The 15552-nt window shown below is 67.8% G+C and carries 14 protein-coding genes; 6 read left to right on the top strand and 8 right to left on the bottom strand.

Annotated features, from left to right (window positions below):
• Window positions 1-8: 8 nt before the first annotated feature.
• The 8 genes from KZ686_RS04545 to glgX form a co-directional block, all read right to left on the bottom strand.
• Window positions 9-173, bottom strand: coding sequence for a hypothetical protein (locus tag KZ686_RS04545; RefSeq protein ID WP_265633095.1), 165 nt, complete (start codon window positions 171-173; stop codon window positions 9-11).
• Window positions 174-262: 89 nt separating this feature from the next.
• Entirely contained in the window at window positions 263-595 is a 333-nt protein-coding gene (locus tag KZ686_RS04540) for a hypothetical protein (RefSeq protein WP_150082743.1), read from the bottom strand.
• 133 nt (window positions 596-728) lie between these two features.
• Complete coding sequence (locus tag KZ686_RS04535) at window positions 729-932, bottom strand: CsbD family protein (RefSeq protein WP_023264984.1); 204 nt, start codon at window positions 930-932, stop codon at window positions 729-731.
• A 118-nt stretch (window positions 933-1050) separates the two neighbouring features.
• Window positions 1051-1635 carry a hypothetical protein gene (locus tag KZ686_RS04530; RefSeq protein ID WP_006576302.1) on the bottom strand — a complete coding sequence of 195 codons (585 nt, stop codon included), beginning with the start codon at window positions 1633-1635 and terminating at the stop codon, window positions 1051-1053.
• Between the two features lie 256 nt (window positions 1636-1891).
• Window positions 1892-3223: an ATP-dependent protease ATPase subunit HslU gene (gene hslU / locus KZ686_RS04525; RefSeq protein WP_149317266.1), complete on the bottom strand. Its 1332-nt coding sequence runs from the start codon at window positions 3221-3223 to the stop codon at window positions 1892-1894.
• 115 nt (window positions 3224-3338) lie between these two features.
• Window positions 3339-3875: an ATP-dependent protease subunit HslV gene (gene hslV, locus KZ686_RS04520; RefSeq protein WP_053820902.1), complete on the bottom strand. Its 537-nt coding sequence runs from the start codon at window positions 3873-3875 to the stop codon at window positions 3339-3341.
• Window positions 3876-4157: 282 nt separating this feature from the next.
• The gene (locus KZ686_RS04515; RefSeq protein WP_149317267.1) at window positions 4158-5144 is read right to left on the bottom strand and encodes a tripartite tricarboxylate transporter substrate-binding protein; all 987 of its coding nucleotides are present in this window, start codon (window positions 5142-5144) and stop codon (window positions 4158-4160) included.
• 385 nt (window positions 5145-5529) lie between these two features.
• Window positions 5530-7719, bottom strand: a complete 2190-nt coding sequence (glgX, locus tag KZ686_RS04510; RefSeq protein WP_226108014.1) for a glycogen debranching protein GlgX — start codon at window positions 7717-7719, stop codon at window positions 5530-5532.
• A 229-nt stretch (window positions 7720-7948) separates the two neighbouring features.
• On the opposite strand from glgX, the gene KZ686_RS04505 reads away from it, so the two are divergent.
• From KZ686_RS04505 to KZ686_RS04480, 6 genes are all read left to right on the top strand, one after another.
• Window positions 7949-8494, top strand: coding sequence for a Fur family transcriptional regulator (locus KZ686_RS04505; RefSeq protein WP_149317269.1), 546 nt, complete (start codon window positions 7949-7951; stop codon window positions 8492-8494).
• Window positions 8482-9579: a CobW family GTP-binding protein gene (locus tag KZ686_RS04500; protein ID WP_265633094.1), complete on the top strand. Its 1098-nt coding sequence runs from the start codon at window positions 8482-8484 to the stop codon at window positions 9577-9579. The genes KZ686_RS04505 and KZ686_RS04500 overlap by 13 nt, the downstream gene beginning before the upstream one ends.
• 423 nt (window positions 9580-10002) lie before the next feature.
• Complete coding sequence (gene dksA, locus KZ686_RS04495; RefSeq protein WP_223819530.1) at window positions 10003-10692, top strand: RNA polymerase-binding protein DksA; 690 nt, start codon at window positions 10003-10005, stop codon at window positions 10690-10692.
• Window positions 10693-10901: 209 nt separating this feature from the next.
• Window positions 10902-12221, top strand: a complete 1320-nt coding sequence (zigA, locus tag KZ686_RS04490; protein WP_150082740.1) for a zinc metallochaperone GTPase ZigA — start codon at window positions 10902-10904, stop codon at window positions 12219-12221.
• Entirely contained in the window at window positions 12211-12849 is a 639-nt protein-coding gene (locus KZ686_RS04485; RefSeq protein WP_265633506.1) for a hypothetical protein, read from the top strand. The genes zigA and KZ686_RS04485 overlap by 11 nt, the downstream gene beginning before the upstream one ends.
• A 244-nt stretch (window positions 12850-13093) precedes the next feature.
• On the top strand, window positions 13094-15388 hold the full coding sequence (locus KZ686_RS04480) for a TonB-dependent receptor (protein ID WP_265633093.1): 2295 nt from the start codon (window positions 13094-13096) through the stop codon (window positions 15386-15388).
• Window positions 15389-15552 lie beyond the last annotated feature (164 nt).

Here is a 15552-nt window from a genome sequence, read left to right as displayed (position 1 = left end):
TGCGCGTCCTAGTGCACGGCGTTGTGCGCGTCCTGGTGCACGGCGTTGGGCGCGTCCTTGTGCGCGGCGTTGGGCGCGTCCTTGTGCGCGTCCTTGTGCGCGTCCTTGTGCGCGTCCTTGTGCGCGGCGTTGTGCGCGGCGTTGGGCGCGGCGTTGGGCGTGTCGTTGGGCATCAAACGGACGCAAGAAAAAAGGGCCTGCAATCGCAGGCCCTTCTCCTTTCGTGCATCTTCATCGCCTCGCGGCATCGCCGCGCGGCGGCTCACAGGCGCAGTTGCACGTAGTCCCAGCCGAGGTCGTCGCCGCCGTTGACCGCACCGCCGTTGTCCGCGCGATTGGCGAGGCCGGTCGGACCCGCCGTGCCGCCATTCGCGCTCGTGCTGACCCGCAGCGCATCGAATGCATGCCGGTTCGAGCGGGCGCCGTACTCGGCGGACTCGCTGACGAACACCGCATGCGAAACCCTGACCTTGCCGTCGCCCGTGGCCGCATCGATGCGCGTGGCTTCGCTGCGGTCCGGCACGGCGCACAGGAACGCTGTCGCCCCGGCCAGCCCGGCCAGCACGCCCGCCGACATCAAACCGATATGCTTCATTCTGGACCTCCTGCTTGCGGCCAACCTGCAGCCCAACGAGGCGCAAGCATCTCATCGTCGCGGCGGCCGTGCCAGCCTGCTTACCAACGCTTACCTGGCTTACCAGCGGTCAACGGATGTCACGAGACGGCCATTACCAGCGCGTGTCGCGCTCCCATTCGCGCATTTCCTCCTCGGCGCGCTCCTTGGTGTAGCCATAGCGCTCCTGGATCTTGCCGGCGAGCTGATCGCGCTTGCCGTTGATCTGCGTGAGGTCGTCATCGGTGAGCTGGCCCCACTTCTCCTTGACCTTGCCCTTGGCCTGCTCCCATTTCCCTTCGATCTGATCCCAGTTCATGATCTGCTCCTCGATCTCGATTGATAGGTTCGATACGTTCGCGTGGTGCTTCGCCCGATACGGCTTCGCTTGATAGGGCGATGTTCAGCCGGCCGCGTCGGCCGCGGCCGGCCGTTCATCAGCGGTTGTACTTCGCCTTGACGTCGGCCTCGCAGCGGTCCTTGGCGTCGCCCGACATCGCGTCGCACTTCTCCTTGTCCGCCTTGTAGGCGGCGTCGCTGGTGTCCTTGCGAGCCTCGCGGCGCGCCTCGGCCACATCGGTACGCGTGCCGCCGCCGGCGGCCGCGCGGGTCGTCTTGGCCTCGCCCAGCGCCTTCTCATGCGCCGTCTTGGCTTCCTTCACGCAGACGTCCTTGTCGTTGCCCTTCTTGTCGTCGCAGCGTTCCTTCGCGACTTCGTACTCGCGGTCGGCCTTGACCTTCAGCACCTTGGCGCGGGCAGCCTCGGTACCATCGCGGCGGGCTTCGGCCTCGGCCTTCGCCACGTCGCGGTCGCGCTTGGCCTCGGCCTCGCAGACATCCTCGGCGTTGTCCTTCATGGCGTCACAACGGGTCTTCGCATTCTTGTAGTCGGCGTCGGCCCGCGAGACGGCGGCGTCATAGTCGGCGCGGGCGCCGGACGGCGCGCTCTGCGCCAGCGCAAACCCTGCCGGTGCGGCAACCATCATCGAACACACTGCAGCAGACAGCCATTTCTTCATCATGTCGCGCTCCTGTCGTCATCAAACGGTCAGAGGTCGCAAGGCCCGACGCTGGCGTCCGCCTTGCTGTCTCGTCGTATATGAAGGTTATGTGGCGAGCGCTTTTCCGAGCAGGCGGGGGCTTCCGAAAGCCGAGTAAGACGATTCCCACATGAGATGAACGGGTCACTGCAGCGCGACAGGGTCGAAAAAAATGCGCCTTCTCATCGCTGAGAAGGCGCACTTCGGGGAGGCGCTTTCGGGACGGGATCGCGGACGCTTACAGCACGTAGCGCGACAGGTCTTCGTTGGTCGACAGGTCGCCCAGCCGTTCGTCGACATAGGCGGCGTCGATGGTCACGGTCTCGCCGCTCGAGCGGGTGGCGTGGAACGACAGATCCTCGAGCAGGCGCTCCATCACCGTGTACAGCCGGCGCGCGCCAATGTTCTCGACCTTCTCGTTGACCGAGTGGGCGATCTCGGCCAGGCGGCGGATGCCGTCCGGCGCGAACACCAGCTCGACCTGCTCGGTCGCCAGCAGCGCCTGGTACTGCTTGGTCAGGCTGGCGTCGGTCTGCGTCAGGATCGCCTCGAAGTCGGCCACCGACAGCGATTCGAGCTCGACGCGGATCGGGAAGCGGCCCTGCAGCTCGGGGATCAGATCGCTCGGCTTGGACAGGTGGAACGCGCCCGAGGCGATGAACAGGATATGGTCGGTCCGGATCATGCCGTACTTGGTGCTGACCGTGGTGCCCTCGACCAGCGGCAGCAGGTCGCGCTGCACGCCCTGGCGCGACACCTCGCCACCGCCCAGTTCGCTGCGGCTGGCGATCTTGTCGATCTCGTCGAGGAACACGATGCCGTTCTGCTCGACGTTGGCCAGCGCCTTGTGCTTCAGGTCCTCGTCATTGACCAGCTTGGCGGCTTCCTCGTCGATCAGCAGCTTGAACGCTTCCTTGACCTTCATCTTGCGGCGCAGCTTCTTGCCTTGCCCGAGGCCGGCGAACATGCTGCGCAGCTGCTCGGTCATGTCCTCCATGCCCGGCGGCCCCATGATGTCCAGGCTCGGCACCGCGGCCGCGACCTCCAGCTCCACTTCCTTGTCGTCGAGCTGTCCCTCGCGCAGCTTCTTGCGGAAGACCTGGCGGGTGTTGGAATCCTTTTCCTCGGGCTGGGCGAAGCCGATGTCGCGCGGCGGCGGCAGCAGCACGTCGAGCAGGCGGTCCTCGGCGGCATCCTCGGCCTTGGTGCGCACCTTCTTCATCTCGGACTCGCGCGTCTGCTTGATCGCCATTTCGACCAGGTCGCGCACGATGGTGTCGACGTCGCGGCCGACATAACCGACCTCGGTGAACTTGGTGGCCTCGATCTTGATGAAGGGCGCGTCGGCCAGCTTGGCCAGACGCCGCGCGATCTCGGTCTTGCCGACGCCGGTCGGGCCGATCATCAGGATGTTCTTCGGCGTGATTTCCTGGCGCAGCGGGTCGGCCACCTGCTGGCGGCGCCAGCGGTTGCGCAGCGCCACCGCGACGGCCTTCTTGGCCTTGTTCTGGCCAATGATGTGTTTGTCGAGCTCGGAAACGATTTCCGACGGAGTCATGGTGTGGGACATGGGTCTCGGTATCCGGGTATCCGTTCAATGAAGGCCGGCCGGGGCGCCACTACCGCGCAATGGCGCGGTGGGACGCCCGGCGGGCGTCACGTGCGGGGAAGCGTGATCCGGACGCTCACTCGAGCGTCTCGATGACGAAATTGGTATTGGTGTAGATGCAGAGCTCGCCGGCGATGCGCAGCGATTTCTCGACCACGTCCTTGGGCGAGAGCTCGGTGTTCTCCATCAGCGCCTTGGCCGCCGATTGCGCATAGGCGCCGCCGGAGCCGATCGCCGCGATGCCGCCTTCGGGATCGAGCACGTCGCCGTTGCCGGTGATCACCAGCGTGGTGTCGCGGTCCGCGGTGATCAGCATCGCCTCGAGCCGGCGCAGCGCGCGGTCGGAACGCCAATCCTTGGCCAGATCGACCGCTGCGCGCGTCAGATTGCCCTGGTACTTCTCCAGCTTGGCCTCGAAGCGATCCAGCAGCGAGAACGCATCGGCAGTGCTGCCGGCGAAGCCCACCAGGACCTTGCCGTTGTAGATGCGGCGCACCTTGCGTGCGGTGCCCTTCATCACGATATTGCCGAGAGTGACCTGACCGTCACCGCCCAGGGCAACCTGGTTGCCGCGCCGGACGCTGACGATGGTAGTGCCGTGATACTGTTCCATGGTGGCTTCTGAGTTGGGTTCAGGCAGCTACTTGGCGGCGGCCTGACGGAATTCAAGGGCGGCAGCCGACGGTGCCCGGCGAGGCGCATCCGCCTCCCGCTCCGGCCGCGTCTCCCCAATATAGACGGCCGCCACGGCCCCTTTCCGCTCCCCCGCCCCCAAGGCACAGAGCTTTCCACCATGCAAAACAAAAGGCCACGCGTTGCCGCGTGGCCTCGGTTGCCATTGCCGTCCGCCGCGCCGCGCTGAAGGCGGCGGCGAAGCGGTCAGCGTCGCGTCGCCTCAGTCCGCATAGACGCCGGCCTTGCGAATCACCGGGGTCCACTTGTTGATTTCGTTGCCGAGGAAGGTCTTCAGCGACTCCGGCGTGGCGCGCTGGGCCGGCACCGCTTCGGCCCCCAGTTCGGCCATCTTGGCGCGGAAGCCCGGATCGGTCACCGACTTCTGCAGCGCAGCCGACAGCTTCTCGATCACCGGCTGCGGCGTGCCCTTCGGTGCGTACATCGCGTGCCAGATCTTGACCTCGATGTTCGAAAGGCCCTGCTCGGCCGCGGTCGGGATGTCCTTGAACGCCTCGACGCGGCGCGGCTGCATCGCGGCATAGGGCTTGAGCGCATTGGCCTTCAGCTGGCCGGCGATATTGGTGGTCTGGTCGCACATCAGGTTGACCTGGCCGCCCAGGATATCGGTCAGTGCCGGCGCGGTGCCCTTGTACGGAACCGTGGTCAGCTCGGTCTGGATCGCGCTCTGGAACAGCAGGCCGCACAGGTGCGAGGCCGAGCCGATGCCGGCGTTGGCGAGCGAGAGCTTGCTGGCGTTGGCCTTGATGTACGGCAGCAGGTCCTTCAGCGTGTTCGGCGGCAGGTTCTTGTTGCCGACCAGCACCATCGGCACGTCGGCGATTTCGCCGATGTACTCGAAGTCCTTCAGCGGATCGAAGCCCAGGTTGCGGTACAGCGCCGGGGCGGTCGACATGCCGATATGGTGAATCAGCACGGTGTGGCCATCGTTCTTCGACTGGGCCACCTTCTTCGCGCCGATCGTGCCGCCGGCGCCGCCGAGGTTCTCGATCACGATGGTCGCGCCCAGATGCTTGGACATGACCTGCGCCAGCTCGCGCGCCACCTTGTCGGTCGGGCCGCCGGCGGCGAACGGCACCACGGCCGAGACCGGCCGGCTGCCCGGGTAGTCCTGCGCCTGTACCACGCCAGGCAGACCCAGTGCGGCGGCCGCGAGGGCGGCGGCCACGGTTTTTGCAACGTGTTTCATTATTTCTCCTGATTTCCCCGACTTCCCGTCGTGCAGACTGCCATGCCGCCCAGCCACCGTGGCGGCGTGGGCCGCCTCACCGGAGGCCGCGGCTTGGAGCCGCCATGCTATCAACGGCGACTTACCCGAAATATCAGGAAATACCCGGGCTGAAGTGGGCCGGAAGTGGGCCCGAAGTGGGCCGATGTAGGGCCGATGTAGGGCCGAAGTGGGGGTCGACGCGAGGGCCGAAGCGGGCGCCGAAGCGAAGGCCGAAGCGAAGCCGAAGCGGGCACCGAAGGCGAGCCGAAGCGCGGCCGTTGCGGGGCCGCACCGAGGCCGAATCACGGCCTAAGCAGAGCCGACGCGTTCGCGAGCCGGCCGCCGGATCGGCCCCGCATCGAGGTCATTGGCTGCCCCGGCCCGGTTCGACGTCCTCCGTCAGCACGCCTTCCAGCCGCTCGAACACGCGCCGCGTCGCGCCGCGCGCCTCCAGGGCGAACAGCAGCAGCGAGCGCCCGGTGACCTGGTAGACGTCGCCGGACGAGAACTCCGGCAGCTCCTCGCGCACCGGCATGTTGGTGTCGATCAGGCAAGTCCACTGGTCGCTGCCGGGTATCTGCGGCAAGGTGAACTCGACCACGTCGTGATAGGCATTGAACACGAGCAGCAGCGTCGCGTCCGAGGCCGGTCGGCGGATGCCGGTGGCGCGCGCGCGGCCGTCGATGACCAGGCCGAAGCAGCGCATCGAGGCGTCGTCCCAATGTTCCGGCGTCAGCTCGTCGCCCGCGGCGCTGATCCACTTGACGTCGGCCACCCCCAGTTCGTCATCGACCTCGCCGGTCAGGAAACGGCCCCGCCGCAGCACCGGCAGTGCGCGCCGCAGCGCGGTCAGCTTGCGCACGAACTCGATCAGCCCGCGGCCGCGCTCGTCGATCTCCCAGTCGACCCAGCTGATCTCGTTGTCCTGGCAATAGGCGTTGTTGTTGCCCTGCTGCGTGCGGCCGAACTCGTCGCCGGCCACCATCATCGGCGTGCCCTGCGAGAACAGCAGCGTGGCCAGCAGATTGCGCTTCTGGCGCTCGCGCAGCTCGACGATGTCGGGGTCGTCGGTCGGCCCTTCGGCGCCGCAGTTCCACGAGCGGTTGTCGCTGGTGCCGTCGTTGTTGTCCTCGCCGTTGGCGTCGTTGTGCTTGTCGTTGTACGAGACCAGGTCGTGCAGCGTGAAGCCGTCGTGCGCGGTGATGAAGTTGACGCTCGCCCACGGCCGCCGCCCGCTGTGGTTGAACTTGTCGCCGGAGGCGGTGACGCGCGCCGCCAGTTCGGGCGCAATGCCCTCCTCGCCGCGCCAGAAGTCGCGCACCGTGTCGCGGAACTTGTCGTTCCACTCGGCCCATCCGGCCGGAAATCCGCCGACCTGGTAGCCGCCCGGGCCGCAGTCCCACGGCTCGGCGATCAGCTTGACGCTGGACAGGATCGGGTCCTGCCGGCACGCCTTCAGGAAGCCGCTGCCATAGTCGAAGCCGCCGGGCTCGCGCCCGAGGATGGTGGCCAGGTCGAAGCGGAAGCCGTCGACCTGCATCTCGGTGACCCAGTAGCGCAGGCTGTCCATCACCATCTGCAGCACGCGCGGATGCGACAGGTTCAGCGTGTTGCCGGTGCCGGTGTCATTGATGTAGTAGCGCTTCTCGTCCGGCATCAGCCGGTAGTAGGACAGGTTGTCGATGCCGCGGAACGACAGCGTCGCCCCCAGCTCGCTGCCCTCGGCCGTGTGGTTGTAGACCACGTCGAGGATGATCTCGAGCCCGGCCTCGTGGAAGCGGTCGATCATCTGCTTGAGCTCGCCGACCGCGCCCGGCCCCCGGGCAAAGAAGCGCGGATCGGGCGCGAAGAAGCCGATCGTGTTGTAGCCCCAGTAGTTGGTCAGGCCCTTGTCGAGCAGGTGGCTGTCGTTCAGGAAGACATGGATCGGCAGCAGCTCGACGGAGGTCACGCCCAGCGCCTTGATATGGTCGATCACCGCCCGCTGACCCAGGCCCTCGAAAGTGCCGCGCATCGCCTCGGGGACCGCCGGATGGCGTTTGGTATAGCCGCGCACGTGGGTCTCGTAGAAGATGGTCCGCTCCCACGGCACGCGCACGCTCAACGGGTGCTCCCAGGTGAAGGCCTGGTCCACGACCTGGCACTTGGGCATGAAGGGCGCACTGTCGCTCTCACTGAAGCTCAGGTCGTCCTGGCCCATTTCATAGCCGAACACCGCCGGGTCCCAGCGCAGTTCGCCGACGTAGGCCTTGGCATACGGGTCGAGCAGCAGCTTGTTCGGATTGAAGCGATGGCCGTTGGCCGGATCGTAAGGCCCGTGCACGCGATAACCGTAAACCGCGCCCGGCGCCAGCCCCTGCACGCGGACGTGCCAGACCTCGTCGGTGTATTCGGGCAGCGCGATGCGCTCGATCTCCCGTTCGCCGTTCGGGTCGAACAGGCACAGCTCGACCTTGCTGGCATGGGCGCTGAACAGCGCGAAGTTGACGCCGTCGCCATCCCAGGTGGCGCCCAGGGGAAACGGCAAGCCTTCGCTGATGGTGTGGTTGGACATGGCGTGCGGCACTCCCGTGTGGAAACGATGGTCCGGAGCACGGCGCATGCCCGGGCGCCGGCCATGGGACACACGCCGGCGCTTCCCATATTTCCCGCCACCGGTCCTGTAGCGTTGTCAAAACTACAGAGGCGCGGCGATCGGCCGCCAGCTCGGGCCATGAGGCTCCCGGGCGGCCCGCTCTCGCAACTGAATTGCATCTCCGGGGGCACTATGGTTAAATCGCCCCATGTCTTCGCCCACTCCCAGCCTGCCGGCCGCCGTCGATGCGGCACAGGAACGCCTCCGGGCGTTGGGTGCGCGCGTCACGCAACCGCGCGTCTGCATCCTGGCTTGCCTGATCGGCAGCGACATTCCGCTGACCCACCAGGCCGTGATCGACCGCCTTCCCGGCGGCGCCGAGGCAATCGACCGCGTCACCGTCTATCGGGTGCTCGACTGGCTGGTCGAGCAGGGGCTGGCGCAAAAGCGCGCCGGCAACGACCGCGTGTTCCGCTTCAGCCTGATCGAACATGAGGCGGCGCGCGCCGAGGTCCATCGCCGGCACAGCCATTTCCATTGCAGCCGGTGCGACCGCACCTTCTGCCTCGACGCCGGCAGCGCGCCGCCGCGGCAGGCCGCGCCGCCCGTGCCGAGCGGCTTCGCGGTCGAACACGTCGAATTGACCGTCAACGGCATCTGCGCCGAATGCGGCGCGCGCACCGTGGCCGACGCGCCCGCCAACGGTGCCGTTGATGCTTCCCCCCATCCCGGAGAACCAACATGTCCAAACTGATCCCGGTCACGATCCTGACGGGCTTTCTCGGCAGCGGCAAAACCACGCTGCTCAAGCGCATCCTCAACGAACAGCACGGCATGAAGATCGCCGTGATCGAAAACGAGTTCGGCGAGGAGAACATCGACAACGAGATCCTGGTGCAGGACGGCCGCGAACAGATCGTGCAGATGAGCAACGGCTGCATCTGCTGCACGATCCGCGGCGACCTGGTGCAGGCGCTGTCGGACCTGATCGGCCGCCGCGACGCCGGCGAGATCGACTTCGACCGGGTCGTGATCGAGACCACGGGCGTGGCCAACCCCGGCCCGGTGGCGCAGACCTTCTTCATGGACGACGAGATCGCCTCGCGCTATCTGCTCGACGCGGTGGTCACGCTGGTAGACGCCAAGCACGGCAACCAGCAGCTGGACAAGCAGGAAGAGGCGCAGCGCCAGGTCGGCTTCGCCGATGCGATCTTCATCACCAAGGCCGACCTGGTGTCGGCCGACGAGCTGGCCGACCTGCGCCATCGCGTGCTGCAGATGAACCCGCGCGCGCCGATCGGCACCGCCCATTTCGGCGAGGCGCCGATCGACTCGATCTTCGACCTGCGCGGCTTCAACCTGAACGCCAAGCTGGAGATCGACCCGGACTTCCTGCGCGCCGAGGAACACGGGCACGACCATGACCACGAGCATGGCGAGCACTGCGGCGCCGACTGCGGCCATGACCATGATCACGAACACGCGCACGACCACGGTCACGGCCACCACAACCACCACAACCACCACCATCATCACCACCACACCGACCGCATCGGCTCGTTCGTCTTCCGCAGCGAAAAGCCCTTCCACTACGGCAAGCTCGAGGAATTCCTGTCCGGGATCCTGACCGTCTACGGCGAGAAGCTGCTGCGCTACAAGGGCGTGCTCTATATGGAAGGGGTCGACCGCAAGGTGGTATTCCAGGGCGTGCACCAGCTGATGGGCAGCGACATCGGCGGCAAATGGGAGGACGAAACCCCGAGCACCAAAATGGTGTTTATCGGTGTCGACCTGCCCAAGGACGCCATTCTGAAGGGCCTGGCCAACTGCCTCGCCTGATTATCGGTGCCCGCCGCGGGCCCGCTCCGGGCCTCGGTTTCCGTCATGCAAGCGCCATGCAGGCGCCCTGCTTGCCGCACTGCGGCACCCGGATGGGTGACACGGCGCCGCCGCTGCACGGTGATACGCAGCGTGCGCGGCTCGGTGAAACACCGAATATCCGGTCCGGTTTTCCACCGTATCTCCTGGTAATTTGTTCAAGTACAATAAGCCGGATGTGATGCGGGCAGCGCGGTCTTGCCGCCGCCTGCGTCGTATGCAGGGCGGCGGTTGTCGTCAGCATCAGACGGCCGTCCTCCGGTGCGGCCGCTGTGCTCGTGCGATGGCCGTCGAACGCGCGGGATCTCGTGCCGCAACGTTTCAGGCGTTGCCGCTGGGGCAACGACGCCGACCGATGTCGACCGACGCCGAGAAAGGGATCCCATGGTAGCCGCAGCAAAAACCAAAGAAAGCCGCAGCAAAACCGCTGGTGCTGCGGCCGCTACGACGAAGGCGCAGGGACAGCAAGCTGCGCCTACCCCCCGGAACGGCTCGGCGCAGGCCGGTACCGGAGCGGCAAAGGGAGGCACGCGAAGCAGCAAGACTGCAGCAGCCAGCCAGAGTGAAACGGTCGAACCGCGCAAGCGGACCGACACTGCATCCGCGCGGAACACGACGCCGCCGGTCGCATCAACAAGAGAATCAGCAGCAACCATGAGCAGCAATAAACTTCTGACTGAAGCTGAAATCCTGAAGATGGACGACAAGGACTACATGAACGAGGCCCAACTGGCCTTTTTCAAGAACCGCCTTGAACAGCTGCGCGACGAAATCCTGAAGAACGCCGACCAGACCACCGAACATCTGCGCGAAACGGTCATCGTGCCGGATCCGGCGGACCGCGCCACGATCGAAGAAGAACATGCCCTGGAGCTGCGCACGCGCGACCGCGAGCGCAAGCTGCTGAAGAAGGTCGAACAATCGCTGGCCCGCATCGAGTCGGGCGAATACGGCTGGTGCGAGGAAACCGGCGAGCCGATCGGCGTGCCCCGCCTGCTGGCCCGCCCGACCGCGACGCTGTCGCTGGAAGCCCAGCAGCGCCGCGAACTGCGCCAGAAGCTGTTCGGCGATTGAGGCCTGCGCCCCTCGATCTGCGCTGTCAACGGCCCGGAACTCCGGGCCGTTTGCTTTTGTACCCGAGACAGACCGGAGCCGTCGCCGGGAGGCGACAGCGAAGGTGCCGCGGCCTCGCATTTCTGCTACAGTCGCAACCTTGTTGCAATAAGCCGGCGATCCGCCCTGCGCGCCGCCGCGCGACATCCCCCCTCATCCTCCAGATCGCCATGGCCGACCGTCTTCCCGTCACCGTATTGGCCGGCTTCCTCGGCGCCGGCAAGACCACGCTGCTGCAGCACGTGCTGGCCAACCGCGAAGGCAAGCGGGTGGCGGTCATCGTCAACGACCTGGCCGACGTCAACATCGATGCGCGTCTGGTCGGCGAAGGCGTGCTGGCGCAGGCCGGCGAGCGGCTGGTCGAGCTGTCCAACGGCTGCATCTGCTGCACGCTGCGCGAGGACCTGCTGGTCGAGATCGCCGCGCTGGCGCGCGAGGGGCGCTTCGACTATCTGCTGGTCGAATCGACCGGCGTGGCCGAGCCGCTGCCGATCGCCGAAACGTTCACGTTCGAAGACGAGCACGGCCACGCGCTCGACAGCCTGGCCCGGCTCGACACCATCGTCACCGTGGTCGACGCCGCGCATTTCCCGCAGGACTTCGACGAGGCCGACTATCTGCGCGACCGCGGCCAGGCCCGCGACGACGAGGACGACCGCACCGTGGTCGATCTGCTGATCGAGCAGGTCGAGTTCTGCGACGTGATCGTGCTGAACAAGATCGATCTGGTCGACGATGCCGAGCGCGAGCGGCTGATGGCGCTGCTGCACGTGCTGAACCCGCGCGCCGAGATCGTGCCCGCCAGCTTCGGCAAGGTGCCGCTCGACAAGGTGCTCGACACCGGCCGCTTCGACTTCGAAGCCGCCGCGGCCGCGCCGGGCTGGCAGGCCGAACTGCGCGGCGAGCATGTGCCCGAGAGCGAGGCCTACGGCATCGGCAGTTTCGTCTACCGGCGCCGCCGCCCGTTCCACCCGCGCCGGTTCGCCGACCTGATCCATACCGAATGGCTGCGCCAGCATGGCAACGTGCTGCGCTCGAAGGGCTTCTTCTGGCTGGCGAGCCGCATGGAAGTGGCCGGCAGCTGGAGCCAGGCCGGCGGCGTGTGCCGCCATGGCGGCGCCGGTGCCTGGTGGGCCGCGGTCGATCGGGCCGACTGGCCGCAGGACGACGACACGCTGGCCGCGATCCGCGCCGACTCGGAAGTCGACGGCGCGCCGGCCCCGTTCGGCGACCGGCGCCAGGAGCTGGTGCTGATCGGCCAGAACATGGACCGCGCCGCGCTCGAGGCCGCGCTCGATGCCTGCCTGCTGACCGATGCCGAGATGGCGGCCGGGCCCGAGGCCTGGGCCGCCTACGATGATCCCTTCCCCAGCTGGGAAGACGCCTTCGGCGACGATGACCACGATCATCACGAACATGATCACCGTCACGATCACGATCACGATGGCGGCCCCTGCGACTGCGGCCACCATGGCGGACATGCGCACTGAGTTGCTGCGCAAGCTGCGGCGCCGAGGCACAGGCCGCCTGACCGGTGGACTGTGGGCCTTGTGGCTGGTGCTGTGCCTGTTGCTGGCCCAGCACGCCGGCCTGGTTCACCGCATCCAGCATGGCGGCGCGCCGGTCGGGCTGATGTCGACCGGGCTGATGTCGACCGGGCTGATGTCGACCGGGCTGATGTCGTCCGGCTTGATGTCGGCCGGGCTGATGTCGTCCGGCTTGATGTCGGCCGGGCTGACGTTGGCCGGGCAGGCATCGCCCACCGCCGCTGCGACCGCGACAGCCGCGCGCGACGACGCCTCCGCCTCCGCCTCCGCCTCCGCCTCCGCCACCGATGCCGATGCCGATGCCGATGCCGATGCCGATGCCGATGCCGATATCGACACCGGTACCGGCACCGACCGCCACGCACCGGACAGCGCGCGCGCATCGACCCACTCGTGCGTGCTGTTCGACGCGGCCACGCAGGCCCCCGGCGCCTGCGGTGCGCCACCGATGCCGCTGCTGTCGCACGGCAAGCCGCTGGTGCCGCCCGGCATCACCTGGCGCTGGCCGCACCTGCCGCCGCAGCGCAGCTTCCTGACGCGCGCCCCACCCGCTTCGCTCGCCTTCGCCTGAGCCCGGCCGCCCTCGCGGCCGCTTGTTGACGACCCGGCGATCCCGACGTTCGACCACGCTGACCGGCACGACTCCCCGGACATGCCGCCGACATCCCGCCGACATCCCGGCGACATCCCGGCGCCATGCTGGCGACAGGCCCGCACTCCCATGCCATCGCGGCGGGACGTGCCTTGCCGCGCCAGCCGGGCAATCAGTCAGCGATCGCGCCGATCGCCCCCCGATGTCCTTCGCATCGCGAGCCATGAATCCGACCCTGCAACGCACCGCCGCCGCACGCCGTTCCTCTCACGCTTCGGTCCGCCCGACGTACGACCTTCTGCAACACCTGACGCAAGACCTGTCGCATCGGCTTGGCACCCGCCTGACGCCGCTGGCCGCCGTCGCGCTGTGCCTGGCGGCACCCGCCGCCTGGAGCCAGAGCGCCCCGCCCGCCGCACCGGCCGCGGTGCCCGCTGCCACCACTGCCACCACTGCAGCCAGCGCCGCACCGGCCGCCCCTGCCGCGATGCCGGCCGCCACCCCCGCGGCAGCCGCCCCGACCCTCGGCGAAGTCGTGGTCACCGCCAACCCGCTCGGCAGCGACCTGAATTCGCTGGTGCCGGCCGTCTCCACGCTGCAGGGCGACAACCTGGCCGTGCGCCAGAACAGCACGCTCGGTGAAACGCTGAACAGCCTGCCCGGCGTGTCGTCGACCTACTTCGGTCCGAACTCGAGCCGGCCGGTGATCCGCGGCCTCGACGGCGACCGCATCAAGGTGCTGCAGAACGGCGGCAGCAGCATCGACGCCGCCACGCTGTCCTACGACCACGCGGTGCCGCTGGACCCGCTGGTGGCCGAGCGCATCGAAGTCGTGCGCGGCCCCGCGGCGCTGATGTACGGCGGCAATGCGATCGGCGGCGTGGTCAACGTGATCGACAACCGCATCCCGAAGGCGCCGATCGAAGGCGTCACCGGCGCCACCGATCTGAGCGCCACCATCGACGGCGACGCGGCGCGCAATGCCAGCGGGCTGGTCGAGGCCGGCAACGGCAAGTTCGCGATCCACGCCGACGCGTTCGCCCGCAAGACCAGCGACCTGCGCATTCCCGGCTTCGCCCGCAGCGAGCGGCTGCGCAACAGCCAGCCGCTGGAGGAAGGCGAGACCGAGGTCCGCGGCCGGCTGCCCAACACCAACGCCGAGCAGCACGGCGGCGCGCTGGGCGGCTCCTACACCTGGGCCGACGGCTTCGTCGGCGCGAGCTACAGCGCCTATCGCAACGACTACGGCACGCCCGCCGAAGACGAGGTGCGGCTGAACATGAAGCAGGACCGCTTCGCGCTGGAAGGCGAGGCGCGCAACCTGTCCGGCACCACCGGCGGCTGGTTCGAATCGGTCAAGGGCAAGTTCGGCTATACCGACTACGAGCACAAGGAAATCGAGGGCGGCGAGACCGGCACGGTGTTCAAGAACAAGGGCTGGGATGCCCGCATCGAAGCGCAGCACGGCAACATCGGCCGCATGCGCGGCGTGATCGGCGCGCAGTTCGGCGCGACCCGCTTCTCCGCGCTGGGCGAGGAAGCCTTCGTGCCCAGCAGCGACACCGACAATGCCGCGCTGTTCGTATTCGAGGAAATGCCGCTGGATGCGGCCGGCAACCTGAAGCTGAACCTGGGCGGCCGCATCGACCATACCAGCGTCAAGGCCACCGCCGGCGGCAACGAACGCTTTGCCGACGCCAACCGCAGCTTCAACGCGGGCAGCGCCTCGGCCGGCCTGCTGTACAAGCTGGGCCCGGCCTGGTCGCTGACCTCCAACGTCGCCTACACCGAGCGCGCGCCGACCTTCTACGAGCTCTACGCCAACGGCCCGCACGTCGCCACCGGCGCCTGGGAGCAGGGCGATCCGAACGCCAACAAGGAACGCGCGACCTCGGTCGACCTCGGCCTGCGCTTCAAGCAGGGTGACCACAGCGCCGGCGTGTCCGGCTTCTACAGCCGCTTCTCCAACTATCTGGCGCTGTCCGCGACGGGCAACGCACGCAACGAGGAAGGCGAGCTGGTGGCGCCCGGCAGCGCGGACGCCCTGCCCGAGCTGCGCTACCTCGGCATCCCCGCGACGCTGTACGGCTTCGAGGCCGAAGGCAAGACCCGGCTGGCGCGCAAGCTGCTGACCGGCAGCGATACGCTGGACTTCGAGGCGCGTGCGGACTACGTGCGCGGCGAGAACCGCGAGACCGGCGAACCGCTGCCGCGGCTGGCGCCGCTGCGCCTGGGCGGCGCGCTGGTCTACGGCGCCGGGCCGTTCGGCGCGCGCATCGACCTGACCTGGGCCGCGAAGCAGACCCGCGTGCCGGCCAACGACACGCCCACCGACGCCTACACGATGCTGGGCGTCGCGCTGACCTACAAGATCAGGAGCGGCCGCACGCAAACCCTGCTCTATCTGCGCGGCGACAACCTGACCAACGAGGAGGCGCGCAATGCCACTTCGATCCTGCGCGACATCGCGCCGATGGCAGGCCGCAGCGTGCGGGTGGGCATGCGCACGACGTTCTAGCGGTGCGCGCCGGTGGCCGGGCACCGTTTCCCGGCTACCGGGGCGACGTTCCATCGCGGTGCAACAGGCACTCGACCGGGGCGCGCGGGGGCCGGCCGTGGCCTGGCCTGCCTGCTGCGGGTGCAGCGCCGCGCCGCGGGTCTATCCGTCTTGACACTGCAAGA

The sequence above is a fragment of the Cupriavidus cauae genome, assembly GCF_026210475.1.
Classification (GTDB): domain Bacteria; phylum Pseudomonadota; class Gammaproteobacteria; order Burkholderiales; family Burkholderiaceae; genus Cupriavidus; species Cupriavidus cauae.
The sequence above is the reverse complement of the archived record's forward strand: the minus strand, read 5'-3'. Positions and strand labels throughout refer to the sequence as shown.